This is a genomic window from Wolbachia endosymbiont (group A) of Bibio marci (genome assembly GCF_947251645.1).
Classification (GTDB): domain Bacteria; phylum Pseudomonadota; class Alphaproteobacteria; order Rickettsiales; family Anaplasmataceae; genus Wolbachia.
Genome location: NZ_OX366364.1, coordinates 995692 through 1015004, shown reverse-complemented (window position 1 = coordinate 1015004; position 19313 = coordinate 995692). Strand labels below are relative to the sequence as shown.

17 protein-coding genes, 1 tRNA gene, 2 rRNA genes and 3 pseudogenes are annotated in these 19313 nt (G+C 36.1%); 12 read left to right on the top strand and 11 right to left on the bottom strand.

Going from position 1 to position 19313, the window contains the following annotated elements; translation table 11 throughout:
* Positions 1-131 precede the first annotated feature (131 nt).
* Together OPR48_RS05355 and rrf are read left to right on the top strand one after the other, a co-directional pair.
* Positions 132-2897: ribosomal RNA gene (locus OPR48_RS05355) — 23S ribosomal RNA — on the top strand.
* Between the two features lie 66 nt (positions 2898-2963).
* A 5S ribosomal RNA gene (gene rrf, locus OPR48_RS05350) occupies positions 2964-3070 on the top strand.
* Positions 3071-3086: 16 nt separating this feature from the next.
* Here rrf and OPR48_RS05345 read toward each other — a convergent pair.
* The 3 genes and pseudogenes from OPR48_RS05345 to rpmH form a co-directional block, all read right to left on the bottom strand.
* Positions 3087-3311, bottom strand: coding sequence for a hypothetical protein (locus tag OPR48_RS05345; protein WP_064125319.1), 225 nt, complete (start codon positions 3309-3311; stop codon positions 3087-3089).
* A 90-nt stretch (positions 3312-3401) separates the two neighbouring features.
* Positions 3402-3677, bottom strand: a pseudogene (gene rnpA, locus OPR48_RS05340) (ribonuclease P protein component); the annotation flags it as partial.
* 67 nt (positions 3678-3744) lie between these two features.
* Complete coding sequence (gene rpmH / locus OPR48_RS05335; protein WP_006279898.1) at positions 3745-3879, bottom strand: 50S ribosomal protein L34; 135 nt, start codon at positions 3877-3879, stop codon at positions 3745-3747.
* 107 nt (positions 3880-3986) lie between these two features.
* Between rpmH and pstC the strand changes: the two genes are divergently transcribed.
* The 5 genes from pstC to fsa all read left to right on the top strand — a co-directional run bounded on the left by pstC (position 3987) and on the right by fsa (position 7988).
* Positions 3987-5075, top strand: a complete 1089-nt coding sequence (pstC, locus tag OPR48_RS05330) for a phosphate ABC transporter permease subunit PstC (RefSeq protein WP_265026640.1) — start codon at positions 3987-3989, stop codon at positions 5073-5075.
* 101 nt (positions 5076-5176) lie between these two features.
* A complete protein-coding gene (gene atpD, locus OPR48_RS05325; RefSeq protein WP_265026639.1) occupies positions 5177-6604 on the top strand; it encodes a F0F1 ATP synthase subunit beta in 1428 nt (475 codons plus the stop codon).
* 12 nt (positions 6605-6616) lie between these two features.
* The gene (locus tag OPR48_RS05320) at positions 6617-6961 is read left to right on the top strand and encodes a F0F1 ATP synthase subunit epsilon (RefSeq protein ID WP_265025730.1); all 345 of its coding nucleotides are present in this window, start codon (positions 6617-6619) and stop codon (positions 6959-6961) included.
* Positions 6942-7307, top strand: coding sequence for a hypothetical protein (locus tag OPR48_RS05315; RefSeq protein ID WP_265025729.1), 366 nt, complete (start codon positions 6942-6944; stop codon positions 7305-7307). Before OPR48_RS05320 ends, OPR48_RS05315 begins: the two co-directional genes overlap by 20 nt.
* Positions 7308-7346: 39 nt before the next feature.
* Complete coding sequence (gene fsa, locus OPR48_RS05310; protein ID WP_265025728.1) at positions 7347-7988, top strand: fructose-6-phosphate aldolase; 642 nt, start codon at positions 7347-7349, stop codon at positions 7986-7988.
* A 10-nt stretch (positions 7989-7998) separates the two neighbouring features.
* Here fsa and guaB read toward each other — a convergent pair whose 3' ends face one another.
* From guaB to OPR48_RS05290, 4 genes and pseudogenes are all read right to left on the bottom strand, one after another.
* A complete protein-coding gene (gene guaB / locus OPR48_RS05305; protein ID WP_265025727.1) occupies positions 7999-9492 on the bottom strand; it encodes an IMP dehydrogenase in 1494 nt (497 codons plus the stop codon).
* 270 nt (positions 9493-9762) lie between these two features.
* Entirely contained in the window at positions 9763-10521 is a 759-nt protein-coding gene (locus OPR48_RS05300; protein WP_265025726.1) for a cell division protein FtsQ/DivIB, read from the bottom strand.
* 4 nt (positions 10522-10525) lie between these two features.
* A pseudogene (locus OPR48_RS05295) lies at positions 10526-11501 on the bottom strand (D-alanine--D-alanine ligase).
* Between the two features lie 60 nt (positions 11502-11561).
* On the bottom strand, positions 11562-12311 hold the full coding sequence (locus OPR48_RS05290) for an RDD family protein (RefSeq protein ID WP_265025725.1): 750 nt from the start codon (positions 12309-12311) through the stop codon (positions 11562-11564).
* On the opposite strand from OPR48_RS05290, the gene OPR48_RS05285 reads away from it, so the two are divergent.
* Together OPR48_RS05285 and OPR48_RS05280 are read left to right on the top strand one after the other, a co-directional pair.
* Complete coding sequence (locus OPR48_RS05285) at positions 12281-12430, top strand: hypothetical protein (RefSeq protein ID WP_265025724.1); 150 nt, start codon at positions 12281-12283, stop codon at positions 12428-12430. The genes OPR48_RS05290 and OPR48_RS05285 overlap by 31 nt on opposite strands.
* Positions 12415-13371 (top strand): IS5 family transposase, encoded by a 957-nt coding sequence (locus tag OPR48_RS05280; protein WP_265025723.1) that lies wholly within the window; start codon positions 12415-12417, stop codon positions 13369-13371. The genes OPR48_RS05285 and OPR48_RS05280 overlap by 16 nt, the downstream gene beginning before the upstream one ends.
* On the opposite strand, the gene OPR48_RS05275 is transcribed toward OPR48_RS05280, so the two are convergent.
* Positions 13326-13715, bottom strand: coding sequence for a hypothetical protein (locus tag OPR48_RS05275; RefSeq protein WP_265025722.1), 390 nt, complete (start codon positions 13713-13715; stop codon positions 13326-13328). The two genes, OPR48_RS05280 and OPR48_RS05275, sit on opposite strands and share 46 nt — an antisense overlap.
* Before the next feature lie 176 nt (positions 13716-13891).
* On the bottom strand, positions 13892-14266 hold the full coding sequence (locus tag OPR48_RS05270; RefSeq protein ID WP_265025721.1) for a ferredoxin family protein: 375 nt from the start codon (positions 14264-14266) through the stop codon (positions 13892-13894).
* Between the two features lie 61 nt (positions 14267-14327).
* On the opposite strand from OPR48_RS05270, the gene dprA reads away from it, so the two are divergent.
* Positions 14328-15416 (top strand): DNA-processing protein DprA, encoded by a 1089-nt coding sequence (gene dprA, locus OPR48_RS05265; protein WP_265025720.1) that lies wholly within the window; start codon positions 14328-14330, stop codon positions 15414-15416.
* A 351-nt stretch (positions 15417-15767) separates the two neighbouring features.
* Here dprA and OPR48_RS05255 read toward each other — a convergent pair whose 3' ends face one another.
* The gene (locus tag OPR48_RS05255; RefSeq protein ID WP_265025719.1) at positions 15768-16493 is read right to left on the bottom strand and encodes a triosephosphate isomerase; all 726 of its coding nucleotides are present in this window, start codon (positions 16491-16493) and stop codon (positions 15768-15770) included.
* Positions 16494-16517: 24 nt separating this feature from the next.
* A tRNA-Thr gene (locus OPR48_RS05250) sits at positions 16518-16590 on the bottom strand.
* A gap of 78 nt (positions 16591-16668) precedes the next feature.
* On the opposite strand from OPR48_RS05250, the gene rsmA reads away from it, so the two are divergent.
* A complete protein-coding gene (rsmA, locus tag OPR48_RS05245; RefSeq protein WP_265025718.1) occupies positions 16669-17481 on the top strand; it encodes a 16S rRNA (adenine(1518)-N(6)/adenine(1519)-N(6))-dimethyltransferase RsmA in 813 nt (270 codons plus the stop codon).
* A 223-nt stretch (positions 17482-17704) separates the two neighbouring features.
* A pseudogene (locus OPR48_RS05240) lies at positions 17705-18954 on the top strand (IS4 family transposase).
* Positions 18955-19313: the final 359 nt, after the last annotated feature.

Genomic DNA, 19313 nt, shown 5'->3' with positions numbered 1-19313 from the left:
TTTGTTAGGTTATAATATATAAAAGATTAATTTAGTTTTTAGATGTTTGACAAGTTTTATGGTAGAGATTAATTTAATCTCAATTCAATTTTAATAATATTTAACTCTGCATATTCTACATATAGTCGGATAAATAAATTATTAAGAGCACTTGATGGATGCCTTGGCGTTAAGAGGCGATGAAGGACGTGGCAGGCTGCGATAAGCTGTGGGGAATTGTCAACAAATTTTGATCCGCAGATTTCCGAATGGGGAAACCCAACTAGCTAAGCTAGTTATTACATACTAAGTATGTAAAGCAAACTTGGTGAACTGAAATATCTAAGTAGCCAAAGGAAAAGAAATCAACCGAGATTCTGTTAGTAGTGACGAGCGAAAGCGGAAAAGGCTAGTGATTTAAGAATAAGAATTAGAATACTCTGGAAATAGTAACCATAGAAGGTGATAGTCCTGTATAAGTAGAAAGTTTTTAAATCCTTGAGTAGAGCGGGGCACGTGAAATCCTGTTTGAATATGGGGGGACCATCCTCCAAGCCTAAATACTCCTTAACGACCGATAGTGAACAAGTACCGTGAGGGAAAGGTGAAAAGAACCCCGGGAGGGGAGTGAAATAGAATCTGAAATCAAGTGCTTACAAACAGTTGGAGCTCTATATCAATTTATTGATATTTAGAGTGACAGCGTACCTTTTGCATAATGGGTCAGCGAGTTAATCTATGAAGCAAGCTTAAGCCGTTAGGTGTAGGCGTAGCGAAAGCAAGTCTGAATAGGGCGTTTTAGTTTTATGGATTAGACCCGAAACCAAGTGATCTAGTCATGACCAGATTGAAGGTGTGGTAAAACACACTGGAGGATCGAACCAGTTAATGTTGCAACATTATTGGATGAGTTGTGATTAGGGGTGAAAGGCCAATCAAACTTGGAAATAGCTGGTTCTCCGCGAAATCTATTTAGGTAGAGCGTTGTATGTATGTTGTTGGGGGTAGAGCACTGGATAGATTAGGGGGATTCACCGTCTTACCAAATCTAACTAAACTCCGAATACCAACAATTAATTATACAGCAGGCACACTACGGGTGCTAAGTCCGTGGTGGAAAGGGAAACAACCCAGATCACTATCTAAGGTCCCAAAATTACAGCTAAGTGGGGAAGGAAGTAGAAAAACCATTACAGCTAGGAGGTTGGCTTGGAAGCAGCCATCCTTTAAAGAAAGCGTAACAGCTCACTTGTCTAAATAAGTTTTTCTGCGCCGAAAATGTACCGGGGCTAAAGCTGTATACCGAAGATGTGAGTGCTTATTGATTTCGATCAATAGGCGCGGTAGCGGAGCGTTCCGTAAGTCTGTGAAGGTGGTTTGTGAAAACTGCTGGAGATATCGGAAGTGAGAATGCTGACATAAGTAGCGTAAAAGAGTGTGAAAAACACTCTCACCAAAAATCTAAGGGTTCCTACGTTAAGTTAATCTGCGTAGGGTTAGTCGGTTCCTAAGGCGAGTCCGTAAAGGAGTAGTCGATGGCAATTAGGTTAATATTCCTAAACCTCTTAAGTGTGACGGGTTTCGTATTTGTATAGATCTTATTGGATTGATCTATGCTTAAAAGAAGCTCCAGGAAATAGCACTTATATTTATGAGGCCGTACCGCAAACCGACACTGGTGGATGAGTAGAGTATACTAAGGTGTTGAAAGAATGATGTTGAAGGAACTCGGCAAATTATACCTGTAACTTCGGAAGAAGGGTAACCTGCTTTTAGGTAACTATGAGTAGGTGGCACAAAATAGGGAGTAGCGACTGTTTACTAAAAACACAGGACTCTGCAAACACGTAAGTGGAAGTATAGGGTCTGACGCCTGCCCGGTGCTGGAAGGTTAATAGGAAGGGTGCAAGCTCCGAATTGAAGCCCCAGTAAACGGCGGCCGTAACACTGACGGTCCTAAGGTAGCGAAATTCCTTGTCGGGTAAGTTCCGACCCGCACGAATGGCGTAACGATTTCTCCACTGTCTCCAACATCACTTCAGCGAAATTGAATTCCCCGTGCAGATGCGGGGTACCCGCGGTTAGACGAAGAGACCCCGTGCACCTTTACTATAGCTTTACATTGCTATTAAAAGTGTGATGTGCAGGATAGGTGGGAGACTTTGAAGTTATGGCGCTAGCTATAATGGAGTCAACCTTGAGATACCACCCTTTACACTTTTGATATCTAACTATGTTTCATTATCTGGAACTAGGACATTGTATGGTGGGTAGTTTGACTGGGGCGGTCGCCTCCTAAAAAGTAACGGAGGCGTGCGAAGGTAAGCTAGAGTTGGTCGGAAATCAGCTTGATAGTATAATGGCATAAGCTTGCCTGACTGCGAGGCTGACAAGCCAAGCAGAGACGAAAGTCGGTCATAGTGATCCGGTGATTCTGTATGGAAGGGTCATCGCTCAACGGATAAAAGGTACGCCGGGGATAACAGGCTGATGGTGTTCGAGCGTTCATAGCGACGACACCGTTTGGCACCTCGATGTCGACTCATCACATCCTGGGGCTGAAGAAGGTCCCAAGGGTTCGGCTGTTCGCCGATTAAAGTGATACGTGAGTTGGGTTTAGAACGTCGTGAGACAGTTCGGTTTCTATCTGCCGTGGGTGAAGGAAATTTGAGAAGGTCTGACTCTAGTACGAGAGGACCGAGATGGATATACCTCTGGTGTACCAGCTGTTATGCCAATAGCATCGCTGGGTGGCTATGTATAGATGGGATAATTGCTGAAAGCATATAAGCAAGAAACCCTCTTCAAAAAGATTTCCCAATTAAGGCCGTGGAAGACTACCACGTTGATAGGCTAGGTGTGGAAGCATGGTAACATGTGAAGCTAACTAGTACTAATAGCCTGATTGATTTATTTGCTTTCTATATGTGTGTATGCAGTGTTAAATATTAAGTTAAAATTGTTAAGTTAGAAATTTTTATTGACTTGGTGGCTATAGCAAAAATGAACCACCCGATCTCATCCCGAACTCGGAAGTGAAACTTTTTAGCGCTGATGGTACTTGAAAAGGGAGAGTAGGTCGCCGCCAAGTTTATAAAAATTTCTTTTTACCGTCTTTTAATAATTCTTTTATTACGAGAAGTCGCTTCTATGTTTAAATCTAATAATTGCGGTCTAGGCTTATTCTTATTCTGCTCTAAATATTGACTTTGCTCAAATGCTAATTCCCATTGTGTACGATAACTAGATTCTTTATATTCATAAAAATCTTCTTTAACATTATTTGTATTTATATTGAGATTTTTATCTTGTTCTTTTCTACTTTCTACCATTAAACACCCACACCCATTAATTTATTTTAAAAATTTTACTTATGTTATCATAAAAAATATAATTGTAAATACCTTAATTGAAATTTTTTTTTATTTTATCTTTTTTAAGCAAATAGTTAGATCTTTTTGTAAGTTTTTATAACTTGCTTGCATAATGTTTCTATGAGTTAGTATTATGTAGTAGTGCCCTATATTGCTTATATTTAAAATGCTAATTTTAGCAAGTATTCGTAGTTGCCTTTTTATTTTATTTCTTTTTGCTGCTTTTCCGGCTTTTTTACTGATAGCCAGACCTACTCTAATAGTATGAATGTACTTTTCAGGTTCTCTTTCTTTTATAGCATACAGTGATATATAAAGCCCACGATAAAAAAGACTGCTGAGTGCTAATTTATTTTTGAAAGCAAAGGAAAAATCTTTTTTTTTATACTTACTATGCGCATAATTTGTTACACCCTAATGAACGGCGCCTATTAAGGATTTTTCTTCCAGCTCTTGTTGCCATACGTGAACGAAATCCATGTCTGCGCTTTCTTATCAAATTTTTTGGTTGAAATGTTCTCTTCATTGTTTTTATATTAATATAATTATTTATTTTAAATTGTTTTACTTTATTGTCAAATGATGGTGAACTTGTATGACATTTTTGTAGAATAAAATTTGATGCATGGGAAAATGAATTCGGTGATAGTCATACCTGTCCTACTAATCCTTTTATTTTGTCTTAGTAGGTTTCAAGAGGTAAATAAGGTTAAATCTTATCTATATCTTAGTTGTGTATGGATGCTAACTTGGTTGTTAGTACTCTATAATAATTGTTTTGTAACTTTTATTTCTATAGCGTTACTTTTTTTCATGCTTGCTTTTATCTTTAAAAATAAAAGAAATAAGATAATAAAACTTTCGTTATTTGTGGCTTTGGCCATATCATTTTTTATCACTTTATTTATAATGCTATCTATTTTTATTCAATCCATTAATTTTTTTAATAAAGTAGCTATTTCAGAATTCTTGTTTTGCTTAAAATGGGGCCACAATGTAGTCACTATCAATGAAGAGAAGGTAGGATGTTTTGGTATAGCGCCGCTTTTAGTAGGTACATTACTTATAACTATTATAGCAATGTTAGTTGTCGTTCCGCTTGGTTTATTTTCTGCAATATATATTAGTGAATATGCGAGTGAGAAAGTGCGTTATATTGTTAATACAACTTTGCAAATTTTGTCTGCTATTCCTACGGTTGTATATGGATATTTCGCGGTTGTGTTTTTGTCTTTCTTTATAAAGCAGGTAGCAAATTTTTTTGGTTTAAGTATACACTCAGAAAGTGCCTTAGTTGCCGGTTTATCGATTGGGATAATGATTCTTCCTTTTATTATTTCTTTACTCGAAGATGCCATAAGATCTGTTCCAAAAAGCTTGCGTTATGGCTTCATGGCACTTGGCGCAACTCCAGCGGAAACTATATGGCATATAACAATACCTTATGCAATGCCTACAATTTTAAGTGCAATTTTATTGTCAATTTCAAGAGTGATAGGTGAAACAATGATTGTGCTAATGGCTGTGGGAATCAACGCAAATTTGACTTTTAACCCTCTTAATTCAGTTACTACCATTACCGTGCAGATCGCTACATTATTTACCGGAGATCAGGATTTCAATAGTGTACAAACTCTTGCTGCTTATGCGCTTAGCTTAGTATTGTTTATTATTACTTGGCTATTAAATGCATTTGCATTGTTTGTAATGAAGCGTAACTAGTAAGCGTTTTAATGTTGCAAAATTTCTATTAATAATATAAGATTTATTTTCTTTAGAAGTTCTTTTATGGAATTATAGTGTTAGGTGATAAAAGTAAAGAGATGAATATAGGTAGAGCGATTAAGGTAACTCAAGCAGTTGTTGATATAAAATTTGAAGGTGAATTGCCTAAAATATTTAATGCTTTAAAAAGCAAACTAAAATATAAGGATAAGGAGCTGGTTTTAGAAGTTTCGCAGCATATAGGTGACAATATAGTTCGTTGTATTGCTATGGATAGCACAGATGGCATGTCAAGGGGGGATGAATTTTTTGATACAGGTGCACCAATATCTGTGCCAATTGGGCGTTCAACTTTAGGAAGGATTTTTAATGTTGTTGGAGAGCTTATAGATGAGTGTGGTCCACTGAAGGGAAAATATAACTTAGAGTCTATACACAGAGCACCTCCAAGTTTTACTGAACAGAGAATACAGGAAGAAGTTTTAGTTACGGGAATAAAAGTTATAGATCTTCTTGCACCTTATCTTAAAGGAGGAAAAATTGGCTTATTTGGTGGAGCCGGTGTTGGTAAAACAGTCCTGATAATGGAATTAATTAATAATATAGCAAAAGCTCATAAAGGATTTTCTGTGTTTGCCGGGGTAGGGGAGAGAACACGTGAAGGTAACGATCTTTATCACGAGATGATCACTTCAAATGTAATAAATATAAATGAGCATGAAAAATCTCAAGCTGTTTTGGTTTATGGTCAGATGAATGAGCCTCCTGGAGCAAGGGCTAGAGTTGCTTTAACAGCACTTACTATGGCAGAGTATTTTCGTGACCGTGAAAACCAAGATGTTCTGTTTTTTGTGGATAATATCTTCCGTTTTACACAAGCTGGTTCTGAAATTTCTGCTTTACTTGGAAGAATACCGTCAGCTGTTGGTTATCAGCCAACCCTTGCAACTGATATGGGTGCAATGCAAGAAAGAATAGCTTCAACAACTTCTGGCTCTATTACTTCTGTGCAAGCTATATATGTTCCTGCGGACGATTTAACTGATCCAGCCCCAGCAACTACATTCTCTCATCTTGATGCCACCACAGTGTTGTCAAGGCAAATAGCTGAAATGGGAATATACCCTGCTGTTGATCCACTTGATTCAACTTCTCAGTCTTTATCTGCTGAAATCATTGGTGAAGAACATTATAAGGTAGCTTCTGAGGTGAAACGTATATTGCAAACTTATAAATCACTGCAAGATATTATCGCAATACTTGGTATGGATGAGCTATCTGATGAAGATAAAATTATTGTTGATAGGGCTCGTAAGATTCAGAAATTTCTTTCTCAACCTTTTCACGTTGCAGAAATATTTACTGGTATGCCTGGTAAATTTGTTTCACTTTCTGATACTGTTTCCAGTTTTAAAGAGATTGTTGAAGGTAAATATGATCACTTACCAGAGGCTGCTTTTTATATGGTGGGGAATGTAGATGAAGCAATAAAAAAGGCTGAATTAATACAAGCTGAAGCTAAATAAAAGTTAAAGATTATGAATACTTTTAAAGCGCAATTTTTCTCTCCTGACGATCAAATTTCATTCAGTGGAGTGGTTTCTCTTTCAGTAACTGGGCTCGAAGGGGAGCTTATGATTTTAGCTCACCATGCTCCTTACTTAATTTATTTATTGCCTGGTATGATTACTGTTAAAATGAGTAACCAAACAGGAAAGAAGGTTGTAATTGATAGTGGCGTATTAGAAGTTGCAAATAATAATTGTAGCATTATAACAAGTCAAATTCAGGTTTTTGATCGTGCAATTCATGATGAGAAATCGTTTAAAAATAAGAGAATTAGTATATATTTAAGTTATCTTGATGAGAAGTTTCTTTCTTAGTTGTTTTAGGCAAAAAGTCGGTTATCACTTTCTTGTCATCCAAGTAGCCCAACTTTTGTCATCCAAGTGCTTTTTTTTCTGTCATCCAGTATTCTCTTCCCTGTCATTCCAGTGCTCACCTTTGTCATCCCAGTGCGTGACACTGGGATCCAGATATAAAAATATTTGCAAATCATGCAATTGGCAGGGGATTCTAGGAACATATGTCAAAAACAATTTCTATGATGAAATAGGCTGGATTCCAGTGTCAAGCACTGGAATGACACCTTGTCTTACTGAACGTTCGTACAGTTCTGTAGCGGACACTGGGATAACACCATTTTTGTACTTTTGCCTTCAAAGATGACAATGTTTTGTAAAGATAGTTTTTTAATAGGAGGTTAATATGGAAATTTTTCTTGATAGCGTTGATTTAAATGAAATTAAAGAACTAAAGGAGTTCATTGACGGCATAACAACTAATCCTTCTTTAATAGCAAAGTCCGGGCGTAAAGATAAATACGAGGATTTAGTGCGTGAAATATGCTCTATTATAAAAGGGCCTGTTAGTGTTGAAGTTGTCGCTGACAAGCATGAAGAGATGATCAAAGAAGGTCTTAACTTAGCTAAAATAGCTGATAATGTTGTGGTAAAATTGCCCCTTACATATGAAGGATTAATTTCTTGTAAAAAATTGTGGACAGAGCATAAAATACCTGTTAACATCACATTATGTTTTTCTCCTGGACAAGCACTGCTTGCCGCTAAGGCCGGTGCTTGTTTTATTTCTCCCTTTGTTGGTCGCCTTGATGATATAAGCTATGATGGCTTATCGCTAATAGAAGATATATGTACTATATATTCTAATTACGGTTTTGATACTAAAGTTCTTGTTGCATCAGTGAGAAGCCCAGCACATGTAATAGAAGCTGCAAGGCTTGGTGCTGATTCAATTACTGTGCCAGCAAAAGTACTTAGACAATTAATTAATCACCCACTTACTGACCAAGGGCTAGCAATATTTGAAAAAGACTGGGGTGCAAAATAATAAACGGTCACTACTCTGAATCGGTTGACAAATTGGACGTTTGATAAGCGTAATTTGGAGCTTCTTGTGTAATGACTACATCATGAGCATGACTCTCTCTTAATCCTGATGCAGTAATAGTCACAAATTTGCAGTTTTTCTTCATTTCTTCTATATTCCTGTTACCGGTATATCCCATTGCAGCTTGCAATCCGCCAATCAACTGATGGATTACTCCTGAAGCCGGACCTTTGAATGGAACTCTTCCTTCCACTCCTTGTGGAACTAATTTGAGTTTTGAATCTTTATCTTGAAAATAACGGCTAGCTGAACCTCGTTTCATTGCACTAATAGATCCCATTCCTCGATAGCCTTTATATGCTCTGCCCTTATACATGATAATCTCACCTGGGCTTTCGTCAGTGCCAGCAAAAATCGAACCAATCATCACAGAGTCAGCACCAACTGCAATAGCTTTTGCAACATCTCCTGAGTATTTTACCCCACCATCAGCAATTAGTCTGACGTTTCTTGCTCTACACGCCTCTGCAACATTCTTGATTGCAGAGAATTGTGGCACACCAACACCTGTAACTATTCTGGTTGTACAGATTGATCCTGGTCCTATTCCAACCTTCACTGCGTCAACACCCGCATCAATCAACGCTTCAGCAGCCTCCTTTGTTGCAATGTTTCCGCCAATTAATTGCGTATTAGGATACATCTTTTTTATTTCCCTAATGGTATTGATAACGTTTTCGGAATGACCGTGAGCAGTATCCACAACTACTACATCAACTTCTTCTCCGATCAAAGCTTCACATCTTTCTATACCATCTTTTTTACCAGTGCCAATTGCAGCGGCAACTCTGAGCCGCCTTTTACTGTCTTTACATGAATTTGGGTATCTATTGTATTTTTCAATGTCTTTAACCGTAATTAAACCTATACAACAAGAATTTTCATCTACGACCAAAAGCTTTTCTATTCTATTTTCATGCAACAATTTCATTGCTGAGGCACTATTTACTCCCTGCTCCCGCACTGTCACTAACTTATCTTTTGTCATCACTTCGGAAACTTTTACATTCATGTTCTGGTCTTCAATAAACCTCACATCTCGGTTAGTTAAAATTCCAACTAACTTGCGTTGATCAACTACAGGAATGCCAGAATAATTGTGCTCTCTCATTAATGAAATTGCTTCCGCAACTGTTTTATCCGGTGAAATCGTAATTGGGTTATATACGATCCAACTTTCATATTTTTTCACCTTTCTCACTTCTAAAACTTGTTCATCTATTGATAAATTCTTATGTATGCAACCTATCCCTCCATGTTGGGCAATAGCTATTGCAAAGCCCGATTCAGTAACAGTATCCATTGCAGAGGATATGAGAGGGATATTTAGTTCTATACTGTTTGTTAAATAAGTTTTTGTATCTGCATCGTAAGGTAATATATCAGAATAGGCTGGCAAAAGAAGTATATCGTCAAACGAATAACAAGCTTCCATTTTTTTCATAGGCTTTATTTAAAGCTTATACGCCAATTAATTAAATTGCAATAGGGCTTTTGCAAAATTAGCTACAGCTTTAGATTAGTAATTATAGGTGATCCCTTAAGTTGTCATTCCAGTGTCAAGCACTGGAATGACACCGTCATAAAGGAACCAGTGTCAGCTACTTTCATGACACCATTCTTTTTTCTGGATCCAAGTAGTCTGGGCACTGGGATGACAGGAGAAAGAGGCTACTGGAATGACAGGGAGAGGGGCTACTTGGATGACAGCAGATCACCTCTTCACAAAAATTTTATCAGTAATACGCATATCAATAATACTCCAATTGCTGAAAGTAAAATCAGTTGTATTTTGCAAGTGGTTTAAATAGTCCCATGCACTATAAGGGTTATCTTCAGGCAGTTTCACTGTGGAATCGTTATCAAGTATGATATTCCATCTTCTATTCCCTATATAAGCAAAAGAAGAAATGTGGTCACTTAATTGAGCTTTACTCTCTAACACATCTTTAACAAATTCTAGGTTTGATAACGAGTTTTGTCCTGTAATTACAACAAGATCATCTATTGGATAGTCATCTATGATCACTTTGCCTTCGAAATCAATTACCGAAGTTTTGTTATTATCTTTCCAGAGAGCGAACGGTTTATGCTCATCTATATTAATGTGTAGAGTATTGGGCAAAATTCTGTGAACTCTTACGTATTTTATCCATCTGCTTACGGATTGTATGTTACCGGCAAGTTTTGAAAGTGATATATACAGGATAGGTTGCATTCTATCTGTCAAACTTAGAATATCCTTTTTGTTTGTAAATTTATTGCCGCTCACGACTACTTCGTCGATTGAAAATCCACTACTGAGTAATAAACTGGATAGGCAGTCATTATACCAAGTAAAGTAGTAATTAAATCGATTTATTATTTTATCAAGTGAGCTGTAGAGTATTAGCGTAAGAAAAAGTGCTGTGATAATAACCAAGGCACACTTACGCAAAAAACTCCTTTGGCTTCTAGTAACATTGCTCAACATTTACTTAATCTCTAACATTTTTGTGCTGCTTCAACAATAATTTTAACTAATTCATTAAAATCGATTCCTTTTGTCAATTTTGCAATTTCTGGCACTAATGATAACTCAGTAAAGCCAGGATGTGTATTAATCTCAAGCATTTTTAAAGTGTTATTTTTGGGATTATAACGGAAATCTGAGCGGGAAATAGTTTTGCATCCTAAAAATTGATGAACTTTCAATGCGTGTTCCAAGGTCATTTTATATATATTGTCAGGAACTTCAGCAGGAAATATATGTTCTGCAGATCCATCTGTATACTTTGCTTCATAATCATAGAATTTATTTTTTGGTCGTATTTCCATAGTGCCAATTGCTTCATCTAGCAATACAGCAGTATGTAACTCTATGCCCGGTATGTATTCTTCTACGATCATCAAATCTCTTGTCATCCAAGTAGCTCCTTCCTTGTTATCCAAGTAGCTAGACACTGGTCCTTTTCCCTGGTCACGCGCTGGAAGCATGTTTTTTAGTTTCTCATGCGAGAAAATTATGTGCACTCCGATGCTAGAGCCTTCATTAATTGGTTTTAAGACGTACGGATAATCGATTTTAATATTATTTTTTAGTAGATCTTCTCGGCTAATTACATAACCTTTTGGAGTGTCAATACTAAGGGATCGAAATATATGCTTTGACATCACTTTATTCATAGCAACAGTAGAAGCCATAACTCCTGAGTGTGTATATTTTATACCTAAGATTTCCAATAAACCTTGAATGCAGCCATCTTCACCATAAGGTCCATGCAGAGCTATAAAAGCAAGGCCCGGATTAATTTTTCTAAGCTTTTCAGCAATGTTGCTATCAACATCTATTTCTATTGCATTATATGAAAGGCTATCAAGCGCCTTCTTTACTGCTTTTCCGCTCATAAGCGACACTTCTCTCTCACAAGAAAATCCACCACTTAAAATTGCTATAGTTGGAACCATGGGCACTCTTAGAAGAACCTTATTAATTATAACTACATATATGAACCTTGTAAACAGAAGGGAAAGTTAGCTTGGAGGTTTATAATCTACTGCCACTGTCTTTGCAATTTTATCATGAAGAAACTGCTTGCGTTGGTCAAATATTGCACATATGAAAATTAGTATTGTGGTCATAAAGATTAAGCCTAATAAAGGATCAAACCACCATTCAGAGGTATACTTATCAAAAAATTTCCTTCTCGTGATGAATATGGGGAAGCAAATAACTTCAAATGAAATATGCCTAACTATTGCTTGCACTAGAGTAACATTTTCAAGTGTATTTGCATCTTTGATATTAATACCGCATAACAATTGTCCTGGAGTACCACCAAATCTTCTTATCATGAATACTCCGAATACTATCGATAGCAAAAAAGATAAGCAAATACGTATAATTAATAATTTAGGTCTAGCAATGTGAAAAACCACTCTTACAAGAATCAAACAGAATAAAGGAATTCCCTTAATAATAAGACTGTCAATAATATGCGCTAACACACGCCTAGTTATTCCCACATATACATAGTTTAATTTTGGGTAGCATGCTTCAGACCTATAATCCATTACTACTGTTTTTGTAATTTTGTCGTAGAAAAGCTGCTTGCGCTTATCAAATATTGCAAACATTAGAACCAATATTGGTAAAATAAAAAACCACTCAGAAATGTAGGTGGGTACCCACAAAAGTGCCTTGAGAGTGCTTCTCATCACTACTTGCATTAAAGCAGCGTTTTTAAGTGTGTTTGCATCTTTTATGTATATACCAAGTAGCAACTTTCCTGGAGTCCAACCGGCTTTGTTGCATAGCAATCGAAAAAATCTGGTGGCTACTGACAAAATTCATTATAAATAACCATTTAACTGTTGAAGAAAAAATATGCCACAGAAAATGAAAGTCAGTAACCAAAATGAATATAACAAATTTCTCCAGGAAAGAGGAAATATTTTTCATTATATCAATGAAGCCATAGAAAATTGGTATGAAAATAGTCCAAAAATGCAAGGCGGCAACTATATTTACAGTGATAAAGTTGTGATTTTGGTGCATATAATTGTCAATCTTTTTAGAATTGGTTTAAGACAAACGGTGGGGTTTATAAAAGGATATATGCAACAAATAGGAAGAGATTTAGCAGTTATCAGCTATTCACAAGCATCAAGAAGGTTTAAGAAACTTAATATTAAGATCAATGATTGCAGAATTGATAAAAATAATATGGAAGACATCGAAATTGCTATAGATAGTACAGGTATCAGCATTTACAACAATACCCCTGGTCACAGCAAGGAAAATAGCGCTAACAGAAAATATCGTGGCTATGAACAGACAAGAAAATTGCATGTAATGTTGAATATAAACAGCAAAAAAGCCATAGCTGTAAAATACAGTAACGGTGTCTACTCTGATCACTATGGAGCTTGCGATTTGCTTAAAGAAGTTAATTTTCAGCATGTCATAAAAGCACTATATGCAGATAGGGCATATGATAGGCACAAGTTTTACAAATTGTGTCACGAATATGATATAAAGGCAAAAATTCCACCAATAAACAATGCGGCAGAACATCCAGAAATAGATTATATGTCTGACAGAAATGCTGCTATTAGGTTAATAAAATTATACGGTGAAGATGGCGTGAAAGAATGGAAAAAAGAAGTAAATTATGGGAAAAGATCTTATATTGAAGGGTTTTTCTCAAGATTAAAGCAAATATTTGGATTCAGCTTTAGGAATAAATCCGAAGTAAATCGCGAAAAAGAATTGCTGATTAAGTGCTATTTGCTTAATCAATTTACTGAAATTGGTATGGCTAAATTTGAAATGGCTACATGATATTTATCGTAAATTACTACCAGTATAAGGTGCGATGCAACAAAGCCAGTCCAACCAAGTCTTGTTATCATTAATACTTCCAATGCTATATATACTAAATCTTTCAATAATATATCTAAGTCTTCTAATATTTCATATCGCTCTGATATAAGGTCACTATTAGTGTCAATATCAGGAAAGACATAATTAAAAACATCGGCAAGGGGCTCTCCTGATAATATGAATAAAATTAATAAATAAAATAATGAATAACAGACTAGGAATATAATTTGGTCAACTATATAAGCTGCAGCACGCTTAGTTATTCCCGCATATTTTACTTTAATATCCATTTTATACCCCATATGATCCGTCTAATGTACCTATTAACAGTTAAATAGCAGTAAAATTGCTGTATTACTATTTGTATTCTCAAGTAAACTAGTTATGCTATCAAGGACATAAACAATACAGCCACTTTCAGCAATGCAAAACAATAATTGTGAGATACAAGAGAAATTTTCTTTTTCCTTCAGCAGTATTATTCTAAATTTTCGTCAAAATAAGCTGTTTTATCCTTTTTTTCCTTATACTCTTCTGCAGTATAGAGAGGTTGCTTTTTAGCCATGATATTTGGCCACTTTTGTGAGTATTCTACATTTATATCGTAAAATAACTTGAAAGTTTTTTGTTCGCTGCTCAGCAACTCTTCATCTAGTTCTAAAATATCTTTTATGGAATCATCAGTTACAATTGCATCTACTGGACACTCAGGTATGCACACTCCGCAATCAATACATTCATCTGGGTTAATCACGAGCATGTTTTTACCTTCATAGAAGCAGTCAACGGGACATACTTCCACACAGTCCGTATATTTACATTTTATGCATTTATCTGTAACAAAATGCGTCATAAAACACTGTATATTTGCATTATCTTGGGTACACTAAATTGATAAGAAATTCAAGCCTTTTATGAAGATAAATAAATTGAACAACAAAGAATTAGAAGTATGGTTAAGCTTGGCTAGAACTATAGGACCAATAAAGTTTTTTAGTATACTAAGAACATATGGATCGCTAGATGAGGTGTTGAAATATCTCAATAGGGTGGCTAATAATAAGGTGTATGGCATTCAAGATGCACGAGAAGAAATCAATAATGCAGAAAGAATTGGAGCTAAAATTATACCCGCATGTGACCCAGATTACCCTGATCTTTTAAGAAATATCTCTAGTTGTCCTCCTGTAATAACTGCACTTGGTGATATATCATTATTAAGCCGTGAGATAATTGCAATAATCGGTGGGCGTAACTCTTCAATGAATGGAAGAAATTTTGCCAATAAGTTGGCATTTGATTTAAGCGAAGCTGGTTTTGTTATCGTTTCTGGACTTGCAAAAGGAATCGATACCGCAGCAAACAGTGTAATATACAAAAATCACCCCACTATTGCTGTTACAGCAAGCGGAATTGATGTGGTGTATCCAAAAGAGAATTTTGATCTATACAAAAAAATCACTGAAAATGGCGGATTAGTAATTACTGAGCTTCCATTTGCTACTAAACCAAAGCCTCAATATTTTCCTCAAAGGAATCGAATTATATCTGGCCTATCGCTGGGTGTTGCAGTGATTGAAGCATCGAAACGTTCTGGCTCTCTAATAACAGCAGATTTTGCTTTAAATCAAGGGAGAGAGGTGTTTGCAGTTTCTGGTTTCCCTTTAGATTCACGCTGTAGTGGTAGTAATCATTTGATTAAAAACGGTGCTAAGCTTATCGAATCCGCTGATGACATAATAGAGAGTGTTAAGTTTAGTTTACCTCCGCAGCAAAAAAACCTATTTGATGTTGAGCACCATTCTGTTAACCAAAAACAAGAAAAATTACAACAGGCAAAATCTGTTATAGTTGATCATATTAACTCTGTACCTGTTGATATAGATGAACTTATATTAGCAAGCGGACTTTCTACCAACATAGCTCTAATGGCTCTTTTAGAACTAGAGTTGGAAAACAGAATAGAGCGTTCACCGGGGAATAAAATATCGTTAATTTTCTAGATTACTTTAGCTATAAGCCCACAACCGTACGAACATTATGATTTGAGTTCACCAAGAAAGATGTCATTCCAGCGCGTGACGCTGGAATCCAGACTTTATTATGCAGCCAATTGGTTGAAATTAAGTCTTCTGGATCCCAGTGTCTGGGCACTGGGATGACACCGTCTTGGATAGAAATCAGTATCAGATACTTAGATGACACCACTTTTGTATGGAAACCAGTGTCACTATGACAACCTTCATCTCGCTACGTGTTAGCGGATACCGTGACAGTATGACTAGGGAGTACGCGTTAGCGAAATCTACTGAGACGCCCGTGATAGCCCTATTTCTATAGTGAGTAATTCCCTCTTATCTACTTTTAGAATTGATAAGAGAAAACTTTTTTTCAACTTGTTGTATAATTTTATAAAAGTGATCGAAATCTAAGCTTGCACTGCCAATTAAAACTCCTGATAAATTTGAGATACTGAGCAAATTTTCTATATTTTCTGAACTGACTGAACCACCATATATAATGTGTTTTTTACCAGTACACAATTTTACTACCTCTATCACCTCAGCAATTGCATCATTATTTGGCACATGACCTGTGCCTATTGCCCATATTGGCTCATATGCTACGGTATATTCACCGTGTGTTGGCAAACGGTTTTTGCATTGATATTCTATTACTTCTTTTGTTTTTTCATTCTTATAATCTTCTGAATTTTCACCTACACAGATAATTGGGTGTAAGCCTGATTCTATTGCTATTTCTGACTTAAGTTTTATTTCACTATCTTTTTCATTGGCCCTTTCAGAATGCCCAAGTATTACGTAAGTACACCCTAGTTCTTTTAACATTTCTGCGCTAATTTCACCTGTGTAAGAACCGAACTTTTTATGATGGCAATTCTGTGCTCCTATATTAATATTATTGTTCAACTCTATACTGCTTGGAAATGATGTAAAAGGAGGGCAAATTACTAATTTAGAGGTAATTTCGTTGCTCTTGTTGTTAAGTTTGCCTATAAAGTCAACAAATGAAGAACGCATTCCATTCATTTTCCAATTTGCTACTATTAAAAAGGACATCAACTTTACTTATATGGGCGAGAGTGCCGGCTGTCGGACTTGAACTGACAACCTACTGATTACAAGTCAGTTGCTCTACCAATTGAGCTAAGCCGGCGTTAAACACATTAATAATATACAATTATCAATGGATTTTAGTCAACTGATTTTTAAAATACTGTATAATGAAAATAATATGAGAAAATTTTTACTGAAGCCAAAAAAGAGTCTAGGGCAAAATTTTATTTTATCGAGTGAGATAACAAAAAAAATCGTCGCTTTAGCTGATAGTCTGGAAAATTTTAATGTCATTGAAATTGGTCCTGGATATGGTGCATTAACAAGAGAAATATTGGTGCATAATCCAAAGTCTCTACTTTCTATAGAAAAAGATAGAGATTTAGTAAAACACCATGACCAACTGCTAAATGAGCATCAAGGAAAGTATAGAATTATAGAAGCGGATGCACTGCATGTTATAGAGGAAGAGCTGATAGAGCGCCCAGTCAAAGTTATTGCTAACTTGCCTTACAATATCTCGGTAGTGTTATTTTTAAAGTGGTTAAATAATATAAAATTTTTTACGAGTTTGACATTAATGTTTCAAAAAGAGGTAGCAGATCGCATTACGGCAAGACCCAATTCTAAAGATTATGGTTCCTTATCAGTGCTAAGCCAGTTGCTATGTGATATAAAAAAGGAATTTGATATTGAACCTAAAGAGTTTTTTCCAAGACCAAAAATACATTCTTCAGTAATTACAGTAAATCCTTTGCCTACCCCAAAGTTTGCAGTAAATTTGGAAACCTTAACAAGATTAACACGTGTCGTTTTTTCTCAAAGAAGAAAGATGCTGAGAAATAGCTTGCAAAATATAACGAACCACGCTGAAACTGTCCTTGAAAACGCTAAATTGAGTGGAAACGAACGTCCAGAAAACTTAACTATTGAGCAGTTTTGTTTGCTGGCAAATAATGTAGAATGCTTATTTTGCAATAAAATATATTAGCAACCATATAGCCTTTCTATCCCCTAAAAACAGTTAGAGCTATACGACAGAACGTATCCGTTCAGGCAATGGCGTCAACTTAAGGAAAAATATAAGCGATAGTGTGTAAAATTTCTCTCTAAATTTTTTACCATTAAATTATCCAGAAGCCGCAGGAAACAGCACTTTTGTTTCTATTTTATTTCAACAAAGAAGTTTAAAATGTGTCCTTTTTAGGTGAAACATGCAAAAAGGAAAAAATTTTATTCTACAAATTAAAAATATAATATACTCGAAAGCTTTTCAGAGAATCCATTGTGTTGAGTTTCACGCGAACAAGAAAACTCCCTTTTACGACAGTATTTTCTATGATTTTAAAGTTAGTTAAAAAAAGTTTGGGAATAGAATGTGAACTTATGGATCCACTAACTTGTAAAGTTCCACCCTCAAAGCAAGCTTTTTCTAAAGCAAGATATAAGATTTATCATACAGGTTTTAAAGAGTTATTGGAGCTAAGCATCCAAACAGCCTATCAAGATGAACCTGAGCTGGAGAGGCTATAGACTTATTGCAGCAGATGGTTCTGGTATGAGATTACCCAGCTCTGAGGAAATTGTATCCGAGTTTGGCCGTTTTAAACCAAATGGAACAACAGGCACAATGCCACCATTGGCAATTTGTTTGTTGATTTATGTACTTCACTGATTTGCAGTGCTCGCCTTGCGGCTTGGAATATAGGCGAACAAACGTTGGCGGAAGAGCAATTACCCGAAGTTATCACTCAAATGCGTTCATTAAATCAAAAGAAATTATTATTTATCTATGATCGTGGTTATCCTTCAGTAAAATTCATTCAGCAGCATTATGATTTGGAAGTAGATTTTATTTTTCGCTTGCAAAAAAGAAATTATAGCAAGCTATGGGAACGAATTGCATCTGGCGAATTAGATTTCGATTTTATATTAGAAAATGAAAAGCTAAAAAATAAAATGAAAGGACAGAAAGTAAGAGTTATAGTGCTGACATTAGCCAACGGAGAAACAGAGGACTTCACTTTTTGATCGAGAAAAATTTACTTTGGAAGATATCAGTAAAGCTTATGTATTAAGGTGGCACATAGAGGAGTGCTATAAACGACTCAAAGTAGGAGCAGAGTTAGAGAATTTTTCTGGGGTGAATTTAGAGGCTGTATTACAAGAATTTTGGGCAAACTTGGTCATGTGCAATATATTATCGCTTCATATGTGTGATGCACAAGGGCCTTGGAACCCAGATCAAATTGCTGAGTATCGTTTAAATTTTTCAGTTTTATTTGGTGTGATGAGACAGAAACTTTATCAAGTGCTTGTTGGAAATTGTTCGCCAAAAAACTTTCAAGCCCTTTTTGATAGAGCAAGTATACGTGCTAAAGTTAAGATCCGACCAGGGCGATTATATAGCCGCAACAAGGTAGATAAGCCCAAACGCCATCATGTCTTTAGGAGAGTTTGCTAATGAAAGCTCTTAAGTTGACGCCATTGGCTGAACGGATACCCGCGATTAGCATTAACTGATAATTGTGATTTAAGTCCGTCACAGTGCCCTTTTTTTGTCATTCTATAGCTATACCGCCGCGGCGCTAACGGGTAGCGGAATGACGAATTACTATACCGCCACGAACCGTCATACCGTCACGGTATCTCTAGATCCCGCTAACAAGTAGCGGGATACTTAACCATCATCTACACCGTCATACCGCGATTCATTCGCGGTATCTCAAAGCATAGATCCCGCTAACACGTAGCGGGATGACGGTTGTCGTTTAGCCATAAATGTTTAAGAAACTTACCAAATGAAAAAAAAGGCAAAAGAAG

What these genes read in the sequence shown, in the direction of transcription:
- OPR48_RS05345 (WP_064125319.1), bottom strand. Translation starts at nt 3,311, where the DNA reads ATGGTAGAAAGTAGAAAAGAACAAGATAAAAATCTCAATATAAATACA.
- rpmH (WP_006279898.1), bottom strand. Translation starts at nt 3,879, where the DNA reads ATGAAGAGAACATTTCAACCAAAAAATTTGATAAGAAAGCGCAGACAT.
- rsmA (WP_265025718.1), top strand. Translation starts at nt 16,669, where the DNA reads ATGAGAAAATTTTTACTGAAGCCAAAAAAGAGTCTAGGGCAAAATTTT.
- OPR48_RS05270 (WP_265025721.1), bottom strand. Translation starts at nt 14,266, where the DNA reads ATGACGCATTTTGTTACAGATAAATGCATAAAATGTAAATATACGGAC.
- OPR48_RS05275 (WP_265025722.1), bottom strand. Translation starts at nt 13,715, where the DNA reads ATGGGGTATAAAATGGATATTAAAGTAAAATATGCGGGAATAACTAAG.
- OPR48_RS05315 (WP_265025729.1), top strand. Translation starts at nt 6,942, where the DNA reads ATGAGAAGTTTCTTTCTTAGTTGTTTTAGGCAAAAAGTCGGTTATCAC.
- guaB (WP_265025727.1), bottom strand. Translation starts at nt 9,492, where the DNA reads ATGAAAAAAATGGAAGCTTGTTATTCGTTTGACGATATACTTCTTTTG.
- OPR48_RS05255 (WP_265025719.1), bottom strand. Translation starts at nt 16,493, where the DNA reads ATGTCCTTTTTAATAGTAGCAAATTGGAAAATGAATGGAATGCGTTCT.
- pstC (WP_265026640.1), top strand. Translation starts at nt 3,987, where the DNA reads ATGAATTCGGTGATAGTCATACCTGTCCTACTAATCCTTTTATTTTGT.
- OPR48_RS05280 (WP_265025723.1), top strand. Translation starts at nt 12,415, where the DNA reads ATGCCACAGAAAATGAAAGTCAGTAACCAAAATGAATATAACAAATTT.
- fsa (WP_265025728.1), top strand. Translation starts at nt 7,347, where the DNA reads ATGGAAATTTTTCTTGATAGCGTTGATTTAAATGAAATTAAAGAACTA.
- dprA (WP_265025720.1), top strand. Translation starts at nt 14,328, where the DNA reads ATGAAGATAAATAAATTGAACAACAAAGAATTAGAAGTATGGTTAAGC.
- atpD (WP_265026639.1), top strand. Translation starts at nt 5,177, where the DNA reads ATGAATATAGGTAGAGCGATTAAGGTAACTCAAGCAGTTGTTGATATA.
- OPR48_RS05300 (WP_265025726.1), bottom strand. Translation starts at nt 10,521, where the DNA reads ATGTTGAGCAATGTTACTAGAAGCCAAAGGAGTTTTTTGCGTAAGTGT.
- OPR48_RS05320 (WP_265025730.1), top strand. Translation starts at nt 6,617, where the DNA reads ATGAATACTTTTAAAGCGCAATTTTTCTCTCCTGACGATCAAATTTCA.